The sequence below is a fragment of the Paenibacillus taihuensis genome (assembly GCF_003386535.1).
GTDB lineage: Bacteria > Bacillota > Bacilli > Paenibacillales > Paenibacillaceae > Paenibacillus_Z > Paenibacillus_Z taihuensis.
On record NZ_QTTN01000004.1, the window covers coordinates 1 to 22,034 of the forward strand.

25 protein-coding genes and 2 pseudogenes are annotated in these 22,034 nt (G+C 42.8%); 5 read left to right on the top strand and 22 right to left on the bottom strand.

The features are described from left to right. Positions 1-432 precede the first annotated feature (432 nt). From A8990_RS04560 to A8990_RS04570, 3 genes are all read right to left on the bottom strand, one after another. The gene (locus A8990_RS04560; RefSeq protein ID WP_147306768.1) at positions 433-1,866 is read right to left on the bottom strand and encodes a beta-propeller fold lactonase family protein; all 1,434 of its coding nucleotides are present in this window, start codon (positions 1,864-1,866) and stop codon (positions 433-435) included. 103 nt (positions 1,867-1,969) lie between these two features. Further along, positions 1,970-2,284, bottom strand: a complete 315-nt coding sequence (locus A8990_RS04565) for a thioredoxin family protein (protein ID WP_116187849.1) — start codon at positions 2,282-2,284, stop codon at positions 1,970-1,972. 463 nt (positions 2,285-2,747) lie between these two features. Beyond that, positions 2,748-3,260, bottom strand: a complete 513-nt coding sequence (locus A8990_RS04570) for a cupredoxin domain-containing protein (protein ID WP_116187850.1) — start codon at positions 3,258-3,260, stop codon at positions 2,748-2,750. A gap of 448 nt (positions 3,261-3,708) precedes the next feature. Between A8990_RS04570 and A8990_RS04575 the strand changes: the two genes are divergently transcribed. Beyond that, the gene (locus A8990_RS04575) at positions 3,709-4,170 is read left to right on the top strand and encodes a ferritin-like domain-containing protein (RefSeq protein ID WP_245995856.1); all 462 of its coding nucleotides are present in this window, start codon (positions 3,709-3,711) and stop codon (positions 4,168-4,170) included. Between the two features lie 6 nt (positions 4,171-4,176). Here A8990_RS04575 and A8990_RS04580 read toward each other — a convergent pair whose 3' ends face one another. Continuing rightward, positions 4,177-4,932: a DUF421 domain-containing protein gene (locus A8990_RS04580; RefSeq protein WP_116187852.1), complete on the bottom strand. Its 756-nt coding sequence runs from the start codon at positions 4,930-4,932 to the stop codon at positions 4,177-4,179. A 125-nt stretch (positions 4,933-5,057) separates the two neighbouring features. Here A8990_RS04580 and A8990_RS04585 point away from each other — a divergent pair, with 125 nt between their 5' ends. Next, positions 5,058-5,552, top strand: coding sequence for a ferritin family protein (locus tag A8990_RS04585; protein ID WP_116187853.1), 495 nt, complete (start codon positions 5,058-5,060; stop codon positions 5,550-5,552). An 810-nt stretch (positions 5,553-6,362) separates the two neighbouring features. On the opposite strand, the gene A8990_RS04590 is transcribed toward A8990_RS04585, so the two are convergent. The 6 genes and pseudogenes from A8990_RS04590 to A8990_RS04610 all read right to left on the bottom strand — a co-directional run bounded on the left by A8990_RS04590 (position 6,363) and on the right by A8990_RS04610 (position 13,601). Beyond that, positions 6,363-7,304, bottom strand: coding sequence for a phosphate ABC transporter substrate-binding protein (locus A8990_RS04590; protein WP_116187854.1), 942 nt, complete (start codon positions 7,302-7,304; stop codon positions 6,363-6,365). Between the two features lie 317 nt (positions 7,305-7,621). Next, entirely contained in the window at positions 7,622-8,005 is a 384-nt protein-coding gene (locus tag A8990_RS04595) for an IS3 family transposase (protein WP_116187855.1), read from the bottom strand. Between the two features lie 171 nt (positions 8,006-8,176). Then, a pseudogene (locus A8990_RS31945) lies at positions 8,177-8,265 on the bottom strand (shikimate kinase); the annotation flags it as partial. A gap of 491 nt (positions 8,266-8,756) precedes the next feature. Further along, positions 8,757-9,692 carry a prolipoprotein diacylglyceryl transferase gene (gene lgt / locus A8990_RS04600; RefSeq protein WP_116187856.1) on the bottom strand — a complete coding sequence of 312 codons (936 nt, stop codon included), beginning with the start codon at positions 9,690-9,692 and terminating at the stop codon, positions 8,757-8,759. Between the two features lie 177 nt (positions 9,693-9,869). After that, complete coding sequence (locus tag A8990_RS04605) at positions 9,870-11,867, bottom strand: peptidoglycan D,D-transpeptidase FtsI family protein (RefSeq protein WP_116187857.1); 1,998 nt, start codon at positions 11,865-11,867, stop codon at positions 9,870-9,872. A gap of 285 nt (positions 11,868-12,152) precedes the next feature. Next, the gene (locus A8990_RS04610) at positions 12,153-13,601 is read right to left on the bottom strand and encodes an MFS transporter (RefSeq protein WP_116187858.1); all 1,449 of its coding nucleotides are present in this window, start codon (positions 13,599-13,601) and stop codon (positions 12,153-12,155) included. Between the two features lie 1,075 nt (positions 13,602-14,676). Between A8990_RS04610 and A8990_RS32555 the strand changes: the two genes are divergently transcribed. From A8990_RS32555 to A8990_RS32655, 3 genes and pseudogenes are all read left to right on the top strand, one after another. After that, complete coding sequence (locus A8990_RS32555; RefSeq protein WP_116187859.1) at positions 14,677-14,970, top strand: spore germination protein; 294 nt, start codon at positions 14,677-14,679, stop codon at positions 14,968-14,970. A gap of 12 nt (positions 14,971-14,982) precedes the next feature. Then, a pseudogene (locus A8990_RS32650) lies at positions 14,983-15,096 on the top strand (spore germination protein); the annotation flags it as partial. A gap of 76 nt (positions 15,097-15,172) precedes the next feature. Next, on the top strand, positions 15,173-15,337 hold the full coding sequence (locus A8990_RS32655) for a spore germination protein (RefSeq protein WP_425463882.1): 165 nt from the start codon (positions 15,173-15,175) through the stop codon (positions 15,335-15,337). A gap of 442 nt (positions 15,338-15,779) precedes the next feature. On the opposite strand, the gene A8990_RS04625 is transcribed toward A8990_RS32655, so the two are convergent. The 12 genes from A8990_RS04625 to A8990_RS04685 form a co-directional block, all read right to left on the bottom strand. Next, positions 15,780-16,106, bottom strand: coding sequence for a hypothetical protein (locus tag A8990_RS04625; RefSeq protein ID WP_116187861.1), 327 nt, complete (start codon positions 16,104-16,106; stop codon positions 15,780-15,782). A 21-nt stretch (positions 16,107-16,127) separates the two neighbouring features. Then, positions 16,128-16,349, bottom strand: coding sequence for a hypothetical protein (locus A8990_RS04630; RefSeq protein WP_116187862.1), 222 nt, complete (start codon positions 16,347-16,349; stop codon positions 16,128-16,130). Positions 16,350-16,415: 66 nt separating this feature from the next. After that, positions 16,416-16,610: a YgaP family membrane protein gene (locus A8990_RS04635; RefSeq protein WP_116187863.1), complete on the bottom strand. Its 195-nt coding sequence runs from the start codon at positions 16,608-16,610 to the stop codon at positions 16,416-16,418. 368 nt (positions 16,611-16,978) lie between these two features. Continuing rightward, the gene (locus tag A8990_RS04645) at positions 16,979-17,365 is read right to left on the bottom strand and encodes a rhodanese-like domain-containing protein (protein ID WP_116187865.1); all 387 of its coding nucleotides are present in this window, start codon (positions 17,363-17,365) and stop codon (positions 16,979-16,981) included. Positions 17,366-17,388: 23 nt separating this feature from the next. After that, complete coding sequence (locus A8990_RS04650) at positions 17,389-17,649, bottom strand: metal-sensitive transcriptional regulator (RefSeq protein WP_112883761.1); 261 nt, start codon at positions 17,647-17,649, stop codon at positions 17,389-17,391. A gap of 13 nt (positions 17,650-17,662) precedes the next feature. Continuing rightward, positions 17,663-18,145 carry a DsrE/DsrF/DrsH-like family protein gene (locus A8990_RS04655; protein WP_181909393.1) on the bottom strand — a complete coding sequence of 161 codons (483 nt, stop codon included), beginning with the start codon at positions 18,143-18,145 and terminating at the stop codon, positions 17,663-17,665. A gap of 214 nt (positions 18,146-18,359) precedes the next feature. Continuing rightward, entirely contained in the window at positions 18,360-18,587 is a 228-nt protein-coding gene (locus A8990_RS04660) for a sulfurtransferase TusA family protein (protein WP_116187866.1), read from the bottom strand. 12 nt (positions 18,588-18,599) lie between these two features. Continuing rightward, on the bottom strand, positions 18,600-19,736 hold the full coding sequence (locus A8990_RS04665; protein WP_116188056.1) for an MBL fold metallo-hydrolase: 1,137 nt from the start codon (positions 19,734-19,736) through the stop codon (positions 18,600-18,602). A 24-nt stretch (positions 19,737-19,760) separates the two neighbouring features. Next, positions 19,761-20,156, bottom strand: a complete 396-nt coding sequence (locus A8990_RS04670; protein WP_116187867.1) for a DsrE/DsrF/DrsH-like family protein — start codon at positions 20,154-20,156, stop codon at positions 19,761-19,763. A 23-nt stretch (positions 20,157-20,179) separates the two neighbouring features. Then, on the bottom strand, positions 20,180-20,752 hold the full coding sequence (locus A8990_RS04675; protein WP_116187868.1) for a sulfurtransferase TusA family protein: 573 nt from the start codon (positions 20,750-20,752) through the stop codon (positions 20,180-20,182). 18 nt (positions 20,753-20,770) lie between these two features. After that, positions 20,771-21,088, bottom strand: coding sequence for a rhodanese-like domain-containing protein (locus A8990_RS04680; protein ID WP_116187869.1), 318 nt, complete (start codon positions 21,086-21,088; stop codon positions 20,771-20,773). 13 nt (positions 21,089-21,101) lie between these two features. Then, positions 21,102-21,881 (bottom strand): sulfite exporter TauE/SafE family protein, encoded by a 780-nt coding sequence (locus A8990_RS04685; protein WP_116187870.1) that lies wholly within the window; start codon positions 21,879-21,881, stop codon positions 21,102-21,104. Between the last annotated feature and the right edge of the window lie 153 nt (positions 21,882-22,034).

A 22,034-nucleotide genomic window follows, 5' to 3' on the forward strand; every position in this document is an offset into this window, starting at 1 on the left:
GTTCATGTTTGTAGACATTTCCTGCGCTCAAGAGACGATGAACCCCCGTCTGATGTTGAAGCACTGATTCGAAGAAACGTTTTGCCGATTCGCCCGATTCGACCAGGGCAGCAGAATACGCGCAAAACACGCTATAAATCATCTGTAAGCTTCGTCTACAGAGTAGCATAAATCGGTTCGAATGAACATTTTTTAAGCGGATTGTCTATCCGCTTGTTTGCTGTACACTTTTTTCAGACTGCACCAAAAAAACAAACGGCACAGGGGTTTCCCTCATGCCATTTTGGATTCCATTTCTATTCTCGGTCAATGTCATTGAGTTAACTTAATGACATTGGCCAATGCTGGCTGCCGTTTCTTGATGTTAAATCCTGGTCTTAATATTTTTTCAATTCTCCGACACCACATTGTTTTTTGCTGTTCTGCAGTCTCTTAAGGAGAGTACGATAACCCGCGTATTACAGTAAGATCCGCTTGAAGCTCTTTTTGTTCCGGTATGACGTTCCCTTCACTATCAAGCCCGTTTAGTGAAAGAACAACATCTTCAAGATATAGCGTGGATACTTTAATTTGGATTTCGTAAGCACCTGCATCCAATACAGTCACCTTCTTCATATCTGCTGTATTCGGAGGCAATAAATACAGATAATGCGCGATTGTGATTTTGGGTCCCGCCGTGCTCGGAATAGCAAATCCAATAATTTCGATAATGGCGTTGTTTAAATAACTTTCATTCAACACGTTAACAGAAACGGACTTAGCCATACACACGTCATCTTCCATATTCATGATGATGCCGGTCGTTTGAACCCGTTGTTGTACCGGAGAGATCTGCGGAGCGAGGGTAATGAAGGTTGCGCTTGCATCCAAGCCGATTTGCGTGATGAGGGTGTTTGTTTGTGTATTGATGACTGCGATGAACGTACCGGCAACCGTTGCAAGTAATTTAGAGCCATCTGATGTAACCGCAAGTCTTGTTGGTGCACCGCCGATAAATACATCAGAGGGAGAAGATGTTGTTGTGTCTATTGCAATCAGACGTCCGAGAGAAGGACTTGAAACATAGTCTCGACTTCCATCCGGTGTAAGGGCTTGGACAGCAGCTAAAGTGCCGGAGATTGGAATCGTAATCACTACGGTATTGGATGCGATATCAATTACGGATACATTGTGACTGTCTTGATTCACGACATACACTTGAGTACCTAGAGAGTTCACGTCGACCTTTACAGGTCTAGTACCCACTGTAACCGTCGCAATTGCGGCACGCGTAATCGTGCTGAGGAATACAACTCTATTATCGGGTGTAGGGATCGTTCCAGGAGAAGCAGCAAAGACCAAACTGCCATCCGGAGTCAGCGCAAGATCTCCGGCTTGCAATGGCGACGGAAGAAGTATCGTGTCTATTACCGTATTCATGATCGTACTGAAAACGGCAACTTCCGGTCCAGTGTCAATGTAAAGGTAATTCGTATCCGGAGACAGCACCATGACGGATAAAGTTGAAGCTACTTTTACGGTTGAAAGTAATGTCTGTACAGCCGTATCAATGATAGAAATCGTACCACTGGTGTTCGCTACATAAGCGAGCCCGTTGGTAGGGTGAACGATAATCTGTTTGGGTTGGTTTGATTGGTTATCCGTTATCCCAAGATAAATAACTTCGACTATCATTTCGCTCGTTAAATCAAGCACTGCGACGGTACTGTTCATTTGGTTTGCCAGATATGCCATCTTAACATCCGGAGTAAGTGCAATCCAATTGGTGTTAAATCCAATAACAATCGTAGAAACAACAACATGGGTATCTACATCCACGATGGCAATTTTGCTATTCGATTGCGCTATATACGCGAAATTAGGCATTAATTCCCCCCCTATACTATAAAAAGCGGACATATTGTATTCTATGATGATCATGAAGGTATGATTGGACAACTAGCTGGGGAACGCCCTCCCTAAAGATAAGTTACATATATTCTTTTATGATTTTTTCTAAATCATTCTTAGCATGCAGCCCGATCATCATCGCAACTAAGCTACCCTCTTTGAATAGCTTCATAGTCGGAACGCTAATGACTTCTTGGTTAGACACCGTTTCAGGATTTTCGTCCACATTAAGCTTCGCAATCATGACATTGTCTCCCAAGTTCCTGTTAAGCTCCCGCAGCACCGAATCGGTCATCCCGCAACAACAATCCGTATAAAAACCAACAAGAACAAGTACTTTAGTACGCATTACCTTCTCTACAAAATCCCGGTCTGTCACCTCAATCAATGCCACTCACTTTAACCTCCTATTCTCTTCCTTAGCGAAAAAGGCTATACAATTAAGTTCTCTCATCATTTCAGTTACTTTATTTTCTTGCAATCTCATGAAGACATGCATCCGACAATTCCGCAACAGTCAGCGTTTTGTTGCTGGTTGACTTTTTAAAAAGATTCCTAAAGTAAAATACATATACCTGTATGGGTATATTGTGAATATAATTGATTTCTATTTTTACGTCAAATGTATCATCTTCTCATCATTTGGAGGATTCTGAAAATTTAATATTGGACCCGGTAATATAAAATAAAAAATCCGCGAAAAATCACGGATTTTCATGTATCTATATTCTGTTCCTCCGACAGTTGTCTAAGGACTAAAAACTGAACATTAATTTTATTAAAAGGATTAAAAACATTACATTCTTGTTGATCTAATAATACGGAACTACGGCTTTGCTTATGCAGCAGCTTACATTTTATACTACAATCAATGTTCCTGCCATCTTCTGATGACCGGACCCACAAAATACGGAACAATGGTACTCGAACTTGCCCGCTTTGTCTGCAGTAAATACGGCGCTACCATTCCCGTTAATGGTCACTTTATAAGCCGGAATGGTAAAGCCATGACCTCCGTCATCACTTTTCAGTGTAATTTTTACTTTGTCGCCTTTTTTTACGTGAATTTCTTTTTGATCATACTCGAAATCCTTTGCCATCAATTTGATTTCGACGGTTTGTCCAGCAGAAGTCGAAGATGCCGACTTTGATGGTGCTGTTGATGTCTGCTTAGTCGTAGACGTAGCTGAACTGCTCTGGTTCACTGAACTGCTCTGGTTCACTGCAGTGCTCTGATTCTCTGCGGTACTCTGGTTCTTTGAACTGCTTTGGTTCACTGAATTGCTCTGGTTCGCGGTAGAACCACATGCACTTAGCACGACAACGGTTGCTACCAGGGATGTAACTAAAAATATAAGTTTCTTTCTCATGGTTTCTCTCCTTTAATATCTATTTGTAATGCGAAGATAAGAGTATCAAATAATTATTAAGATTCTTTTAAAATCCTCCTTCTTATAATCTTTATCGATTGTTTACTAGGGACCATTAAACCACGATTTACGAGTTTAATTTCAACCGCTTTGCCGCTGCTCCCTCCTGTAAGCCTATGTGTCTGTGTGGAGCTTATTTTTGCATACTTATGTCTCAATATGAACTTGAATAGAAATCCGAAAACGCTAAGCAGCCCACACCTCCTAAACATCAAAGTGTGGGCTGCTTAGATCTACATTCCCTAGTGCGTGTTCAATTTACGATCCCAATTTCGGTTATCTTGAGAAGAATTTTGGGTAAAGGGAAATCCCTTCCAGGCTCAAAAAACTACGGCACGTCATACGCTAAGGTGTACTTAACTATTTGGAGGAGAGGTTGGTGTATCAAATGGGTTATCAAGTAGGATTAAGGGCAATGGGGGGACAAATGGGTATGCAAGGCGGGATGGCATTCACCAATATGTTTCTTATCCCTGATATTTCCAGAGCCATTATCGGCGAAGTTCATGCCTATCAGTTTTATCAAAGGTTAGCTGAATTAGCGCCTAATGAACAGGACCGGCAGACGATTTTACGTATTCAAAGGGACGAAGCCAAGCATTATCGTTGGTTTAGCACGATTTTAAGCAACCTAGGCGGACAACAACCGCAGATCCCAGCCGGTGAGTTGCCAATATCATTCCGAGATGGTGTCAGAACCGCAATTAACCATGAATTAGAAACGGCAGCGTTCTACCAAGATGTTGCATATAGAGCAACCGATCGCCCGATTGAAATGCATTTTACTCACGCTATGCATGACGAACAGCGTCACGCTTCATTGTTTCAATTGATGCTCAGCAGTTTATGATCTATTCTACAGATCCATCGGTTTACTTAATCGATCCTCATAGAAATCAAAATAAAACTTGCCATCCGTACCTCTCACAGCGTAAAAGACATCACTTATTGTATAACCAGTGTTACAGACGACCTCCTCAATTGCATGTGGCTCCATTTCGGCTATGCGCAAATTTTCGGGAATCAGCTTGCCCTCCATAATGAGTTCAATCGGATACTTTGATTTCATCGCAGGTGATGTTTCTGATGGCTTTTTGGGTTGCGTTTTCTGTTCAATTTTGGATAGTGACTGAAAATCCTTCAAAGTGAAATTCCGATACTCTTTCTTCTTTTGCACCGAGAGTTTGCCGTTAACCTCAAGGAGTGCGTATTGGACTTCGGCGATATCGAAAATATCTTTTTCACGAAGCATCTCATTTAGAGAATCCAACGTGTACTTGTTCTTCTTCATATTCTCCTCTAGCAGCTTCCCATCTTCAATCAGTACGCATGGTTTGCCAAATAACCACCGTTCGCTCTTACGGCTCTTTAAGGTTACAAATGAAATAAGCCAGGAGGTAACCGTAAACACGCATAAGGAGATCAGTAGATGGGATGTATTTATCTTATCATTAAAGGCCAAGTTCGCAGATATGGCGCCTAGAATGATAGCGGTAACGAATTCATGAATATTCATATTCGACAATGTTTGTTTTCCGATTAGTCTTGTAATAATCAATAGAAGCACAAAAGCGGCAATACTTCGAATCAAGATTAGAATATGCTCTGACATCGGATGATCCCTCCGTAAACAGTGTAGCCATATTTTGCTCATTAACTATTCGATTATTCTCACCTTTTGAGGTGTAGTGAATATGATGGCATGTGCCTACTATCTGCTGACCTTGGAGGAAAGTTATGAATTATGTGAATCCTTATTGGAGAGCTCCTTCTCTTGTTCCCGTCTGGCTCACCACCCCCCAGCAAGCAACTGAACTGATTAAGGAGTCTGTACAAGGAGAACGAAGTGACGAACTGTTTTATGATCAGTTGATCAAGATGGCTCCGAATGCACAGCAAGCAGCCATCATCGCCTCGATAAGAGACGATGAACGAGGGCATAATCGCATGTTTAGGCAAATGTACAAGGACTTAACCGGCTATGAAGTCACTGGGACATTGAACGAAGAAAATCCTATTGTGAACTCGTACATGGAAGGCTTGCAGAAAGCGTTCGATGGCGAATTGGCGGCGGTTGAGAAATATAGAAAGATCTGGTTTGGGCTTCCGAACGGTATCTATAAGGATACCTTGTACGGCATCATCTTGGATGAACAGAAGCATGCTGCTAAGTATAACAATCTGCTTTTGCGCAATATGAACACTAGGCTCTATCCTAGAACGTGGTCGTAAGAAATTAGTACTCAGAAAAAAATTAATGAGGGCATCAGGTTTTGTTTTATTATTTGTCCTCACTCAGAGATCCATAATCCAAATAATATAAGCCCGACGTTAGCAGATCGCCGGGCTTTGCATAGACGCATGCTTAGGATGCATGCAAGCTTGCGAAGAATGTGCATCTTCTTGTCTTTAAGAACCAGATGTTCAAGCCCGCACTGTGTGTCTAGAAGTATGTTGGGAGATTGCGCCCAATTTTGCCCATTTTCTGTGCAGATGATGTCCCTCAAATGAAAACCCGTGATTCTTTGGAGTCACGGGTTTTCATTTACAGCTGTCCAATTAATTGTCATCAATTGTCTATCAGTAAATTGTGAAATAAGCGATCCATCTCAAATCGTACTGAAGGTTAAACACTTCTCTATCTATCCGCCCCGGAATTCAGTCGCTGCTGCCCGTAATAACGTTGAAAACGTTTTATGGCGTTGCGTTTAATACCGCAGATAATGAAGCGGCAGCTTGGTATGTGCCTTCAACGCTTGGCACAGCAAGCTGCCATCATCGCCTCTATACGAGACGATGAACGGAGTCATAATCGTATGATTAGGTAAATGTACAAGGACCTAACCGGTCATGAAGTCACAGGGTCAATGAACGAAGAAAATCCTATCGTGAACTCGTACATGGATGCCTTGCAGCAAGCGTTCGATGGTGAATTAGCCGCGGTTGAGAGATATAGAAAGATCTGGTTTGGGCTCCGGTATCTATAAGGATACCTTGTACGGCATCAAAAAAAGAGAGACGAACATCGCCTCTCCAGAATTATTATTTCGAGATATTTCCTGCAGCATCACGTTTTACCTTCATTTTATTAGCCGGGATATAGCCTAAGTCGACAACGTCGCCGTTTTGAACTTCATCACTCATCATGTAGTCCAAAAAAGCTTTTCCAGCTGCATCTGGCTCACCTTTGGTATACATATGCTCATAAGCCCATACTGGATAACTTCCATCCACGATGTTGTCTTCCTTTGCTTCGACACCTTCGTATTTGACTGTCTTAATGGAATCATCCAAATAAGAAAGTGCAAGATATCCAATTGCTCCAGGTGTTTCTGAAATGAGTTTCTTGACAGTACCCGATGAATCTTCTTGGATGGATCCTCTGATGTCCTCGACTTTTGTACCAAGCGCATACTTTTCGAATGTGGCGCGTGTTCCGGAGCTTGAAGGACGATTAACGATGGTAATCGCTTGATCATCAGCTCCAAGATCTTTCCAGTTCGTAATCTTACCCGAGAAAATATCGACCAATTGCTGTTTGGTCAGGTTATCTACGTTTATTTTTGGATTCACGACTGTGGCCATTGCAACGACTGCTACTTGATGATCGACGAGTTCCTTCGCTTTATCTGCCTCCAGCTTTTCTTCAGCAAAAACATCGGAGTTGCCGATTTGGGACTGCCCTTCGGATACTTGTGTTAAACCAGTACCGCTACCGCCACCTTGAACTTGAAGGGATACAGCTGGATTTTTCTCAAGAAATTTTTTCGATACTTGATCTACCAATGGTTGAAGAGCTGTAGAACCTGATGCCAATAATGTGCCTGTTAGATCCCCGGTATTCGATGAATTCGCTGTTGCTGCTGTACTGTTGGAAGTCGAGTTGTTTGTGGACGACTCGTTCCCTTGGTTGTTGCTTTTCCCGCAAGCTGCCAGGCTAAAAGCAACAAGTAGAGTCATCAGTAAAACCACGCTTTTCTTCATTTTTTAATTTCCCCTTCCCTATCCCACCTGTTTTTCGGACTTATTTAGTCTACTTGCTTAATATTATTCAGGTGTTTTAACCAGGTTAAGTTATTGTAAAGGAGAAAAGACGGATTATCGGCTTTTGACCATTGCTTCTTGTACTATTTTGTTGGTATTGTTGGTATCTCTGCTTGCTGCCTGCTCTTCCAATATGCAATGCTGCTAATTTTCTAAAACAATCTGGCAATCGCCTTCCCAGCAGCGTTAGATGCATGAAATAAAACATTAAATCAAGAAAATTTTGAAAAAAGAAGAGCCCGGCTATTGAGCCGGACTCACTTCATTAAACGTTTTTTGAGGTTAACGCGGTTTGTAAACTTTGTTGCGGAACAAGAATTTGTTTGACGCTTAAGCAGGTTCGGACAGGTTCGATGTTCCTGCGTAGCCTTTGCCGCTTTTCGATAGGGGTCCGCTTGCCGGATCTCTGCTACCAACTGGCCTTTCTTCATCAGTCGCCTTATCTTCTTATGGTTCATAATTACATGATCTTCGTGTTTGAAATGCATCTTGAGCACAAGAGCGTCAGCTTTTCGATTTAGCGCATGAAAGTGTTTGCGTAGCAGTTCCAGATCTTGCTGATCGGAAAGCTCCCGCTCTTGACGTGTCTCCTCTGCGCTAAGCCACCGATAATACCCACTACGACTAACACCCGCGAACATGCAAAGATATGAAGTTTGGTTTGATGACTCATGCTCTAGGCTGAAAATGGGCCTTAATCTGAGTCGCGACTTCCTTCGACGTGAGTCGGTGTTGTTAATATTCAAGTAGCGCTCATGCACAAGCTCGCCATCGACTTGAGTTCAGCCGGTGTTTCTCTACAGTAGCGAGCACAGAAGCTCGATTGTCATATGATTATGGAACAGCTTCAGTTCTGTGAACGCTCCAGCTGGTGTCCTACGGTCATTTTGCCGACTGCCATTGGGCCAAATAAGAGGACCAGCTTCCTCAATGCTCACCTTCCAATTGTTGGTATGCATCTTCTATTCGAGGTCCGGGCTGGCGTGGAATGGTTAGAGGGGACGGCGTGGTTTTCTCCCCATAATCGGAGAACGTATTTTCATTTTAAATATCAGCTTGGACGCCGTTTACTCCGTGAGTAAAAAAGCCATTTGAACGGAAAGAAATGGATAAGCTGCTCGTGAAAAGCTTATTTGACGAAATTACGAAAAGCCTTAAGGTGGCCAAGAAACGATGTGTTGATATTTACTACTTGAACAAAGTCTGGTATCGCAAAGATCTTGCCGTCGACGAGATCCATGAATTGACGTGCATGTCAAAGTTAAGCTTATGAATTCGATTATGCTTTGAACAGAGGGAGTAACTCAGTACTTCTAGGCCGCAGCCTAAATATCCACTAACCTAAGAAAAAGAAAAGAAAACTCCTGCCAAAAGATATGACAGGAGTTAATATTAATTTTCTTGCGGATGCTGCCCTCGAAGTGCAGTACCAACCGAGTTTTTGGTCTCAACAGGAGAACTATACGGTATGGATTTTTTTTGTTTTCTACGAACAATTATGAATGCAACTGCCGCTAAAATAATCATTATCGCAAGCAACTGAGAAATCCGAATATTCTTGCCTGCCTCCATCGCTCCCCAACCGAAGGAACTCATGGGACTCCATAACCCCTTCAGTAACGATGCTAACCACGGAGGACCTTCAAATACAAGACTGTCTGTGCGCACGCCTTCTACATAAAACCGACCAAGCGAGTACCATATGAAATAACTCATAAAAAGCTCCCCAGTCCGAAGGAATGATCTCCGGCGAATCCATAGAAGCACTAAGAGGCCAGTGAAGCTCCATAAGGATTCATATAAGAATGTCGGGTGGTAATACTGACCGTCAATGAACATTTGGTTTACGATGAAGTTTGGGAGATGTAACGTATCTCTCAAAAAGCTCTCCGAAACCGACCCTCCATGGGCTTCTTGGTTCATGAAATTTCCCCAGCGCCCAATCATCTGGCCGGTTATGAGACCAGGCGCGCAAAAATCGGCAATTCGCCAAAAGTCGTACCCTTTCCTTCTTGTATAAATAACAGCAGCTATAATAGCACCAATTAATGCACCGTAAATGGCTATACCACCATGCCAAATTGCAATAATTTCACTGGGGTGATTTTTATAATTGCTCCATTCAAACGCTACGTAGTATGCTCTTGCGCCAATTAATGCAGAAGGTACACCAATTAAAAGTAAGTCCATAAAAAAATCAGGTGAGATACCGAACCGTTTTCCTTCCCTTATTGCCAACATTAATCCAAGTAAAGCACCTAAACCAATAATAATCCCATACCAATGCACCTGAATAGGACCTAATGAAATTGCTATTGGATTTAACATGATTACTCTCTCACATCCCTACAACTTTTTTTTGCGATCTTCTACATCATAACAAACTACCAACCTGGTTGGGAAACCCTTTATTCTCCAGCATGCTGAAAAGCCTTAACGATATCCATTAATTCAATAAGCTCTTCTCTGGTCGATATAGCCTATAGCCTTCTTTGTTGCAGGATGTTATGGATGCGGTTTACCGTCCAGCCCGATATAGCGGTCATAAGCATCGAAGATCTTCCGTGCGATCGGAGCTGCACCGAAAGCGCCAAAGCCGCCGTCTGGTACGACGACCGCCACGGCCAGCACGGGATCTTCAGCAGGTGCTAGGGCAATAAACACAGAGTTCTCGACCTTTTTCCGATCACCGACATCCTGCTCGGATGTCCCCGTTTTGCGAAGGAAGTTGTATTTGAAACCATCAAAGCCCTGCACGGAAACTCTGCTCATGCCATTGTAAATTTCATCCCAATATTCTTTCGGGAACGATACGGTATTCAGTACTTTTGGCATTAAACTCTGCACGGTGTTACCGTTCTGATCCACGATTTTGTTGACGAACTGTGGTTGCATCCGTTTGCCCTTATTGCCCAGCATAACTGCGTACTGCGCCAACTGCAACGTCGTATACTTAGCCTGCTGCCCGAAGGAAGCCCGGATAAGCGCGGACTGCGAGCTCGCGGTTTCGGCTTCATGATAATAATCAATAACGCCTTTGCTTTCACCGGGAAGTCCGCTTTCAGTGGATACCCCCAGGCCGAACTGCTTGGCGTAACTATCCCAGACGTCTACGCCTTTGATGCCTTTGTATTTCTGGTACAGTTTGTTACCGACCTCTGCGGCCATGAACGTATTGGACGAATGGGCTATGGCCCCTGCAGCATCGATCATACCGTACGCATGGCCTTGCGAGTCGTGAATAGCGACCGGCGGGTTTGATTTTCCGAAGTAGAACACTCCGGTGTCATTGAACACGTCATGCGTCGTGAACAAATGCTCGTTCAAGCCAAGAAGCACGGAAAGCGGCTTCTGCGTGGAGCCGAGGGGCACCATCGACGATGGATGACGGTTGCGTTCCTTCTCGTCGTCATACGGCGGATACGCTTGGCGAATCGTACCGTTCGTTTGGAAATACGTCGTCTTCAACCAATCCTCCGGACTGATCGAGCCGCCCGCCCAAACGTTCGGATCGTAATCCGGCATGCTGGCCATGGCGACGACCTTCCCCGTCTTCACTTCCATGGCGACGGCATAGCCCGTAGTCGCATCAGCGCCATCCCTATAGAAGCCTGGAGCAGTCTTCATAAATGAGAGATGGTCCGTTATCGCTTGCTGGGTCAGTTTTTGCACGCGATTGTCAATCGTCAGGACGAGATTATCTCCTTTGACGGGGACCGCAACCTTAGGCGGTCCGATAATCGTCCCCTTTGCGTTGATGGGATATTCTTTCAGCCCGTTCTGGCCGCGAAGCACGTCTTGGTACATGTATTCAAGCCCGTCGACTCCGACATCCTCATCATCCAAATATTGCAGCTTGGCGTCTTCCTGGTCCGAAACGTTTTTATACTTGCTCATCGATTCCCGAACGCCGCGATATTTCTTGAGATAGCCGATCAGCTGCACCGCAATGCCGTCCTTATCGTAGTTTCTGACGCTCTCTTCCACAATATCAACGCCATGGAACAGGTCACGATTTTGTGTGAAATATGCAATCTCATTATCGGACAGCCCCATCTTGATCCGCCGCGGAACCGAATACGTATTTTGGATATGCTTGAGATCCATCCGTTTCTTGATTTCTTCAAGTGTGATTGCTTGCACCGGGTTACCGTACTCTGTAAAAACCTTTAAAAACCGCTTCGCCAGTGCATCTGCTTCCTTCTCATTCAAATTCGGCTGTATCGTGTAATACAACGATTGCGTAGAAGTCGAATATGCAAGCGGTACGCCATGGGAATCGAGTATATTGCCCCGAATCGGGGGGATTTTCACCTGAGTGGTACTATTTCGGTCGAACTGCTTCTGCAGCGAAGGCCCTTCGACAAATTGCAAAATGGCTAGTCGGACGATTAGGATGCTGAACATGAGGAAGGTAACGCCGAAAAAAATATTTAATCGCAGTGAAAATCTGTCACGGTTACGATGCAGTTTATTATTGCTGGAATCCTCTTTCGGTTGCATATCAGTGCTCCTTTGTACTGTTTAGTAATATGTAAGTTCTCGGTTGTTTAAGTTGTTCCTCCAATTCACGGAAATGGTCACGAAATAGCCATGATTCCATAAGCCTGATATTATTTATTAACAAGCTCTGTCAACAATACTTGTCGGCCATGTGTCGAATAGCAAATAATGCAGTTGCAATATCTAGCGGCAAAAAAAGCTGAACTCAGAACAAAGCGAAAATAAAAAAAGCGACCGTAGTCACTTTTTATTAGTGGTCCATTTAAGATCTTTAAATCTTATTTATCAAATGTAATATTCAATGAAGGACTCATCATACTTAATGGGGTTTGGTTGACGAATGCACGCAATGACTAAACCAACTAGAGCAATTAAGCTTAGAAACACGAAGGAAACGCGAAACGCTGTAAAATTGACTGACCCAGGCATAAACTGAAGAGCCATCTGGTACAGCGCCCCTCCAAGCGTAATCCCCATTCCCATCCCGATCGTGCGGCTCATATTCAATGTTGCGCCTGCAATACCCAGTCGATTGGAAGGCGTACTGCCCATGACGTTGCTGTTATTTGGCGGCGTAAAAAGCCCCATGCCGCTGCCTACCAACCCAAGCCCAAACATCAATTGCAGATTTGCGTGCTCGCTGTGAATGGAGGCGAGTAAACTGCAGCCGGCAAAGACCGTTATCATGCCGATTACAACCGGAAGGCGTGGCCCTAAGCGATCTGACAAATATCCGGCAATTGGAGTCAGCAAGGTCATGCCTATAGGAACAAATGACAGATACACCCCTGCTGTCGTCGCTTTCAGGTGGAATACATTCTCCATCAAAAACGGGCTAAGTAGCAAGACGCCATACATGACAGCAAAAGATAGAAAGCTGGTTATATTTCCGCGAATAAAGACCTTATTTCGGAAAAGAGAGAGATCCATAAGAGGCATCTTTGCATGATGCTCTTCACGAATAAAAGAAGTCAGTGCAAGCAAGCATGTAAAGGAACCGAGCAAGATAATCGGTGAAGACCAACCAAGTTCAACCCCATCATTCAGGATATAGAGCAGAAAGATCAAAAAAGGAAGCAAGAAAAGCATACCCCAAAGATCAAATGATTCTTTTTTCTTGACGGAATCGCGCGGCAGCAGAAGAAATCCAAGTATCGTGCCGACAACACCAATGGGAATATTGATGTAAAAGAGCCATCGCCAGTCACCCATCGTCAGAAGCGCACCGCCAATAACCGGTCCTAAACTTAAGCCAATCCCCTGCGCACTGGCTTGAATGCCTATCGCTTTTCCGCGATGATGAGCCGGTGTACAACTTGTGATAATGGCCACGCTATTGGCCTGCAGCATTGCTGCGCCAACCGCTTGGACGATACGTGCCGCCAATAAGACGCTGAATGTCGGTGCCATTCCGCAAAACAAAGAACTAATCAAAAAAACCATAAATCCTGAAGCATACATCCATCTGCGTCCTAGCATATCCGCCAGCCTGCCAAACGGAATAACCAGTGATGCTAGGGTAAGAAGATACACCAGGCTGATCCATTCCACTTTAGCCATGGAGACATGGAGCTGCGAGACAAGCGAAGGTAGAGCCAGATTGATAATACTCGCATCAAGAGCAGCCATAAAGGCCCCGATGCATACAGTTGCTACAACAAACCAATGATATCCTTTACGGGCAGCAATACTTTCTGGCGGCCCATAGTTCATTAAATGAGAAGGCTGGAGCATGGTCGATTCCTCCTTTGTCCAACAGGATTAAACCACAAAGCTCAAACAGTCCATTATTTTACATAGTGGTGGTCAGTCAACTTCACAGATGCGTGCGGCAGACTCATTAGGATGGGATCCGAATATTTTTTCGGAACCTTCAAGCGTGCTCTACGATATGCAATCAGCAATAAGGCGGCAGCGATTATCGCATTAGCAAGCTATTGTGACAGGCGAATATTTTTATCTGCCCCCATCACTCCCCAACCAATAAAATTCATTTGGGTCCACAGCACGAATGTCCGCGATCCGCTAGAAGTTGTACTCTTTTCGTCTTGTATAGATGACTTCTGCGATGATTACACCATAGATTGCGATACTGCCATGCCAGATTGCAACATCTCCAGCTGGTAAGCTCGATAAGATTACCGCCATTCAAATGCGACTTAATAAAGTCTTGCACCAACCAAAGCTGATGGGATATCAATTAAGACGAGATCCATAAAAAAAATCCATTGGAAGGTTAACACGTTTCTCTTCTCTAATTACAAGCCATATTCCGAACATAGCTCCTCATCCAATAAGGATGCCATACAATGAACGGAAAGCGAGCCAATTGAAAAAGCAAACGGATTAAGTATGATATATCTCTCCTTTCATTGTTACTTTGTCATCCCTAAGTATAACAAATTAATAGCGGTATGGCCTCCTTTGGAATTTACTGTTCAGCGCTTAACAGGTGTAAATATCGGGATCGGCCCCCCAGTTATCTCTTGTATTGTCAAAACAATAATGAATCCGTTCACCTTCATACATATAATTCTTCTATAATGAAGCCTCCCTCCATGGTGTCCTTGGTTATGCGATCTTGAGCTGGTGTTATTTCATTATACTGTTTTAGAAATTGAGTCCACTTGTCTATGTTATAACTGTTATCAGCGGACCGCACTTATAATCTTGATTGCAGCTACCCTCTTATCTGTAGTCTGAGTGAATTACATTCTTTCGATTCAAAGATTTCCAATCGTTTGTTTAAAACTCGATCCAGAAAAGCATAATAAAGGAAAACTCAGCGCGCTGATTCAGGGGATGAAAAATGACAGCAATCTCTTTAGAAGCTATAAAGCAGCGCCTCGCCCTGATGGAGGACGCGGAGATAATTGATCGAGAGACTACAGACGGACTTCGTTTAACATTTGTTTATCTTGGAACCTTAATCGATCAGGAGCGTCTTAACGAATCGATTCTTGAGCCCCTCGTTCGATCATTCCAAAGTTCGGTGAAAAAAAGCCTAACCACCGCCAGAATTACGCGCTTATCCAATTTGGAGCAAGCCCTCCAGTATCTCATGAAGGGTTCAGTGCTCGTTCACGACTCATCCAGCGGTTGATGGAACGCTATTATGCTTCCCAACTCGCTAAGCCGGTCCATTGAAACCTCAGAGACGGAAACCATAATGTTCGGCCCGAAAGACAGTTTCAGCGAGCAGCTGGAACAAAACATCTTGCTGATTAGAAGAAGGCTTCCTTTCCCTGGCCCCTTTCTATTGGCGCGCTTTTGCCTAGGTACCGGGTGGGGCAGGTATTTCGGCGATTTCTACTTTTCTCGTTCCAAACTATCTGGTCACCAAATCCAGTTTACTGCTTCAATTCATGTTCTTGATTCTCGCGTCCTATTTAGGCGTTCCCAGTATCTTGCTTGGACTTATCGGTATGTTAGCCCATCTGAACGGGCTTACGTCCTTGAACCAGGGCTGAGGGCATGACAATCATGTAATAAAGCATTTGAATCCTATTGGTGAGGAAGAGCGCGTAAAAACCGCTTTCTTGATGTGAGGTTTTTCGAAACAGCGATATAGCTTGCATGGGTTCATTTACTCCTTCGGCTCATACGATACTTGTTTAAAGGACGCAATGCTTCAGGACGATTGCGCATAGCGTGTAACGGCCCTCGGACGAAGAGATCGACCCAATCTCTCCAATAAATCGGCGCCAAGTAGGGCATTGTTTTTCACCATATATCCTATGCAGTCGCCTACTTAAAGGTATGTCAATGTGCATTGGGCAAGAGTCTAAAAAGTGGTCAAATAGAAAACTGATTTTGGATTACAAACGAAAAGGATGGCATCGCCATCCTTTAACTTTTACAATATATGCGAAACAAGCTAAGAACTTATCTTGTGGTGCCTTCATTTTGTTCCTAGAACTCTTTAGGTGCCCCCATTTGTAAATCCATTGAAGCAATAAAGTTCTTCGTTTCTTCGGTGCCTATATCGCTAATCGTTTGATAAATTTCCTTTAACACGAAATCATATTCGTCATTTTCCATGTCATGGTGATAAGGAATACCAGGATAATGCGTACGGAAAAACGTATGCTCTTCCGCTCGTTCCCAATCATTAAATAAACCCCTTAACTTCTCGACTTCATCTTCTGTAGCATAAATTTCCAATTCATAAGCAGCATCGCCTTGATTAAACATAATACACTTTGATTGAACCGAGACGTAATATTTTCTCTTTTCCATGCGGTGGGATCTCCTTTACCGCTATCTTATAAAGATAGCCCATAGAATCGCGCCAATAATCACAACAACCGGAAACACAAAGTATGCAATCACAATTGGATTAGCAATTACCGGATGTCTAACTGCAGCCATGCTGGCACTTTTATCTAAAGCTTTATTTTGCTGTTTACGTATAAAGTAAATTGAACTAATTAATGCAAACAAGCATATCGCGACAATCAATACAACTACCAAGTTAAACATTTAATAAAGTCCCTCCTATCAACAGTTACTTTATTTTTCCCGTAATTTTGCACGGTATGCGACATATTAGCTCCTTGTCGTTTGCTTACAAGTGGAAACGCCAAGTACAGCGCTAACCGGGCAATATCTGATCGTGCCGGTTATTATTGGTGCTATGCCAATTAACCCCCACCAGCTTTTATAATAAATACCAACTAAAACAATTATGGTTCCAATTGAAATCCTTATCACTTGTTCTGTTTTTCCCACGTTACATTTCATGCCGTATTACAGTCCTCCTCAAAATAGATTTTTATTTACAATTCATCGGTAATTGGATATAATTCAAAGTATATCAGTAGGAATTGAGGGGATTTAACGTTGAGATGTACAAATCATTTTACTCAAGAGAAATGCCCTATTTGCAACGAGATACTTACCATTGATACCGACAAATCGAATTGGCTTTTTTCTCATATTGTAAAATCATGCAGGAATGAACATTACGAAAAAGAGTTCATTCCTGCATTAGAGGGATATATCGAACACTTCAAGGCTGCATCAAAATAATTATGTGTATATCGCAAAAACATATGTAATGAAAAAAAATGAAAAAAATCATTAGCTCTTGTGCGCTAATGATTTTTTATTCATTTGGCTAATTTTCTTTTCCAAGACACAATGCCACCGTGCAGATGTGCCAAATCGCGATATCCATCTTTTCGCAGAATTCGTGCAGCTTGCATGCTTCTCATCCCGCTGCGACAATAGAGAAATATTTTTCTATCTTTTGGTATTTCGGACAGTCTCTTTTTCATCTGCGACAACGGAATGTTTATCGCGCCTGGGATGTAACCTTGTTGCAATTCCATTGGTTCACGAACATCTATTAAGATCTTTTTTTGATTGCTCTTCAATTCATTTTGAAACTGATCGGGCATAAGATTTTTAAGATCTTTTACTCCAGCAAAGCGTTTATATACAAACCAAATTAAGGCAGCAATAATCAAGATCTCTAACATCCATTTAAAATCCATGGCTTCTCTCATTTCTAAGTGGATTAGCGGCTTTTGACCAACAATTCTACCGCTTGCTTGACTAATTTGCTTGTATCTCCGCCAGCTTCTTTTTCCTCAAAGATACATTGTTCAAGGTTTACCGCAACGATGTAAGCAATTGCTTTATCTGCTGCGCTTCTGACAGCGGATAGCTGTGCTACGACATCCTTGCACGGCTGTTCTTCTTCCATCATTTTCAAAACTCCGCGAATTTGTCCCTCAACGCGTTTTAATCTTCTTTTTACATCATCATCGTATTGCATTCGAATCCCTCCATTAAATAAATAGATTCACTTTCGCATCTGCTGCATCACCTAAATAAGCAGCAACACCTGCGTATTCAATGCCATCCAGCAGTTCTTCTTTTTGCAAACCGAGCAAGTCCATTGTCATTGTACACGCCACTAATTTGACCCCCTGCTCTTGAGCCAATTCAATGAGCTCCGGGAGAGACAGAGCATTATGCTTCTTCATAACGTGTTTGATCATTTTAGGACCCATTCCGCCAAAATGCATTTTGGATAGTCCAAGCTTATTTGCTCCTCGAGGCATCATTTTAGCAAACATTTTTTCTAGGAATCCCTTTTTAACAAATACTTTTTCATCTTTACGAAGCGCGTTAAGCCCCCAAAATGTAAAGAAAATCGTCACATCATGGTCATATGCAGCCGCCCCGTTTGCAATAATAAATGCCGCAATAGCTTTGTCTAATTCTCCGCTGAAAAGAACGATTGTTGTTTTCTCGTTATTCATTGTCATGATTGTTTCATCCTCTCTCAATTTTACATATACAAGTATGGGTATTCAATATTATTAAAAAAATAATGTTCTGATTTAAAACTAAATACCTCATGGGGTATATCAGAATACTATACCCCATGAGGTATTTTCGCAAAAAAATAAAACTGGACGATATGGAAAACCATTATAAAAGGAGAACGACGACAAGCCTGTTGTTCCCCCTTCAGATTTATTAGGCTTTTTTAATCCAAAATTTATATACGCCATTTTCCTCTGCGTGGCTTAGCAACTCATTCCCTGTACTTTTTGCCCAAGCCGCAAGATCGTTTTTAGCACCTTTATCAGTCGCATGCACTTCTAATACTTGACCTGATTCAAGTTCTGCAATGGATTTCTTTGTTCTTACAATAGGCATCGGACAAGCCAGCCCTTTAGCATCCAAAATTTTATCGCTGTTCATTGTTTTTCCTCCTTATTTATCATGAACTGCACAGCGGTTCGGACCGATTTCCATTTCACGCTGCTCTTCTTCATTTGGCGTTATTTTACCCATATTGGTTTGGCGAATTTCTTGATAGGAGTTGGGTTGCGGCGGCAAGTTTTCGGTGACTGTCTTGCGGAACTCGCCTTCATCTTGAATATTCAATCCCGGATTTTCTTTGTACAGAGCGCCTAAGCGACCGGATACAAGACCTCTTTCGCCAAGTTCAGTTACTTTACCGAAATGGGCAGGAAGAACAATCAACTCTTCGGCTAAATCCCTATAGCGGCTGTAGAGCGTCTCACGAAGATCACCTACCCAATCTTCCGCGAGTCCTGCCAAATCGGGACGACCAATCGATTCAACGAAGAGAATATCTCCAGTCAACAGGTATTTACTATCGATAATGAAGGAGGTCGATCCAATTGTGTGCCCCGGTGAATAAATAGGCTGCACTTTAATCGTTTCATTACCAACGTAAATGTCTTTACCTTCTTCGAGTTTTTCATAGTCGAAGGTTACTTCAGTCGCATCTTTTGGGGGCAAGTAATACGTCGCACCGTATTTCTGAGCCAATGCTCTGCCACCGGAAATGTGATCGGCGTGAAGGTGCGTGTCGATTGTATGAAGCAGCTTAGCACCTTTCTCTTGCATAAATTGCTCATATTGATCGATCATGCGGCTTGTATCGATAATTGCGGCTTCACCATTAGAGAGCACCATATAGGACAGGCAGCCTTTGCCAATGCGAACAAATTGGTAAAGCTCTCCGCCACCGGATAGATCGGCTACTTTAACAGGCTCAAGGTACTCGCTCCACGATTTCATGCCGCCTTCAAGATAAGAAACATGGCTTCTTCCGGCTTCAGCTATTTGTTCTGCGACAAATATGGACGAACCTTCTTTAGCACAAACCACTAAAACACTTTTGCCATCCGGAATACTTTCAAGAGCTGGGTTAAAGTCATCCAATAAATCAAAGTAAGGGATATTAATGATTTCAACGCTGTTACCTTCAATTCTCCAATCATTGAAATCAGATTCATTCCGTACATCCAGGATAAACAGTTCTTCGTTATTAAGGACCATTTTCGTGACTTCTTTAGCGGTCATTTTTTGGATCGTCATCATTATTTTTTTCATCCTCCTATATTAGAATGTTAGTGTGACATTTGCATCTTGCGCAAAGTCAAGGAAAGTCACTGCTCCGCCTACATCTATGCCATCAATAAAGTCCTCTTTCTGCAAATTCATCACATCCATCGTCATTTGGCATGCAATGATTTTCACGCCCAATTCCTGAGCCATGCTCACAAGATCAGGGATAGACGGAACGTTAGCCGCTTTAAATCCTTCTTGAAAATGTTCTTTGCCTGCAGGCATTGGAAGCTGCTCATACGCCTGCTTATGAATGAGATTCAAACCTTCGAAAGTAAAGAAAATAGCTACTTGCGAGTCCGTTGCTGCTGCTGCAGTTGCAATGTTAAATACTTTATAAGCGTCGAATAATCCGCCGTTGCTTGCAATAATCGCTACCTTATTAGCCATAATTAATTCCTCCGTTTTTGTAATTAATCTTTCTCAACTTCGCCTGTCCATTCGGTCATGCCTTGAACAGCATTTTTCACATATTTAAAATCATTCTCAGCTAATGTTTGACAAGCGATATCGCTTCGATTACCGCTACGGCAAATCAAATAATATTCCTGTTCCGGATCAAGCTCGCGCATCCGTCCTTCAAGCTCTCCTAATGGAATTGAAACGGCTCCAGGAATCCGACCGAAAGCATATTCAGCAGGTTCGCGGACATCAACGATGTTCATTTTCTCGCCAGCGGAAAGTTTTTTCTGAATTTCTTCATGAGCTATCAGATGTGGAAATTTTCTTTCTTCCTTGATTTCTGTTGGATCCGATTTACGGATATAATGACGGAAGACGCCGTTATCTTCCTTTAAGCCGATATATTGATGACCGGTGCGTTTTGCCCAGCTTTGAAGATCCGCTACGGAACCTTTATCGGTTGCACGTACTTCTAACACCTCACCCGTTTGCATCTCCTCAACCGTTTTTTTGGTACGGACTACCGGAAGCGGACATGCTAAACCTTCACATTCCAATGTTCGGTTCACTAGCAAATTTGTCATAACAAAAACCTCCTCGTGTTATTTACCATACTCCATGTCTCCAGCCCATTCCGTCATGCCCCCAGGCATGTTAACGACGTTATATCCCAGACCGGACAAATACTCGCATGCCTTTCCACTGCGATTTCCGCTGCGGCATACAACAACGGTTTCTTGCTTTTGATCGATTTCATTCAGTGCTCTATTGATCTGACCTAGAGGAATATGTTTGGCGCCGGGAATGTGACCGGACTCCCACTCCTCTGGCTCGCGAACATCAAGAATGTACACTTTTTCATTTCTTTTGAGGCGGTCAAGAACTTCTCTTGGAAGCTGTTCCTTATAAGCTTTGCTCATCTTAGATCCACTCCTAAAATAAAATCGAAATCCAAATCTTAAAGACTGTTGCTGTAATTAATCCAGCCAAGATTTGTTGAAGCAGCTTTGTGTTGATTTTTTTACTTAGTTTGGCACCGATTGGTGAAGCAATGGTGCTGGCAATAACCAGCACAATGGATGGAAGCAATAGCATATGCCCACCCATTAACTTCCCCGTCGTTGATCCAATCGAGGAGATAAACGTAATTGCAAGTGAAGATGCAATTGCAACTCTTGTTGGAATTTTAAGAATCACGAGCATAACCGGTACAGTTATAAAAGCGCCAGCTGCTCCAACAATCCCAGAAACAGTACCGATAATTAAAGCCAATATAACAGCTAAAATTTTATTGAATGTTATTTTGCTTAAATCTTGTGCTTCATTCCCCTTTTTCGGCAGAAACATCATAACGGCTGCAATCAGCGCTAAAACGGCATAAACAATATTAATCATTGAACTCGGTAACGAGTTTGAAACAAAGCTGCCCAAAAAGCTCCCCGTAATAATGGAGACGCCCATGTAGAGAACTAGTGTCTTATTAACAAGTCCGCCTTTTCGAAAAACCAGCATCCCCATTAAACTCGCAAAGAATACTTGAATAGCACTGATTGCTGATACTTCCTGCGCGGTAAAAGCTGCAAATCCTAGAGCCGGCGGGATAAAAAGCAACATCGGATAGTTAATGATCGAACCGCCGATTCCCACCATTCCGGAGATGAATGAGCCCAAGAAGCCAAGCGCGAAAATGGTCATGATCCATGCCAAATCCATAGGGCTTCTCCTCTCTAATAAAAAGTTAAAAAGTATTAAGTATGCTCTACAATTTCAAAATATACCCTATGGGGTATTATTTATTGCAAAAAAAAACAAAATGGATTACTAAAACAAATCCGTCAGATCTTTTTATCGCAACCTCCTTCTTTT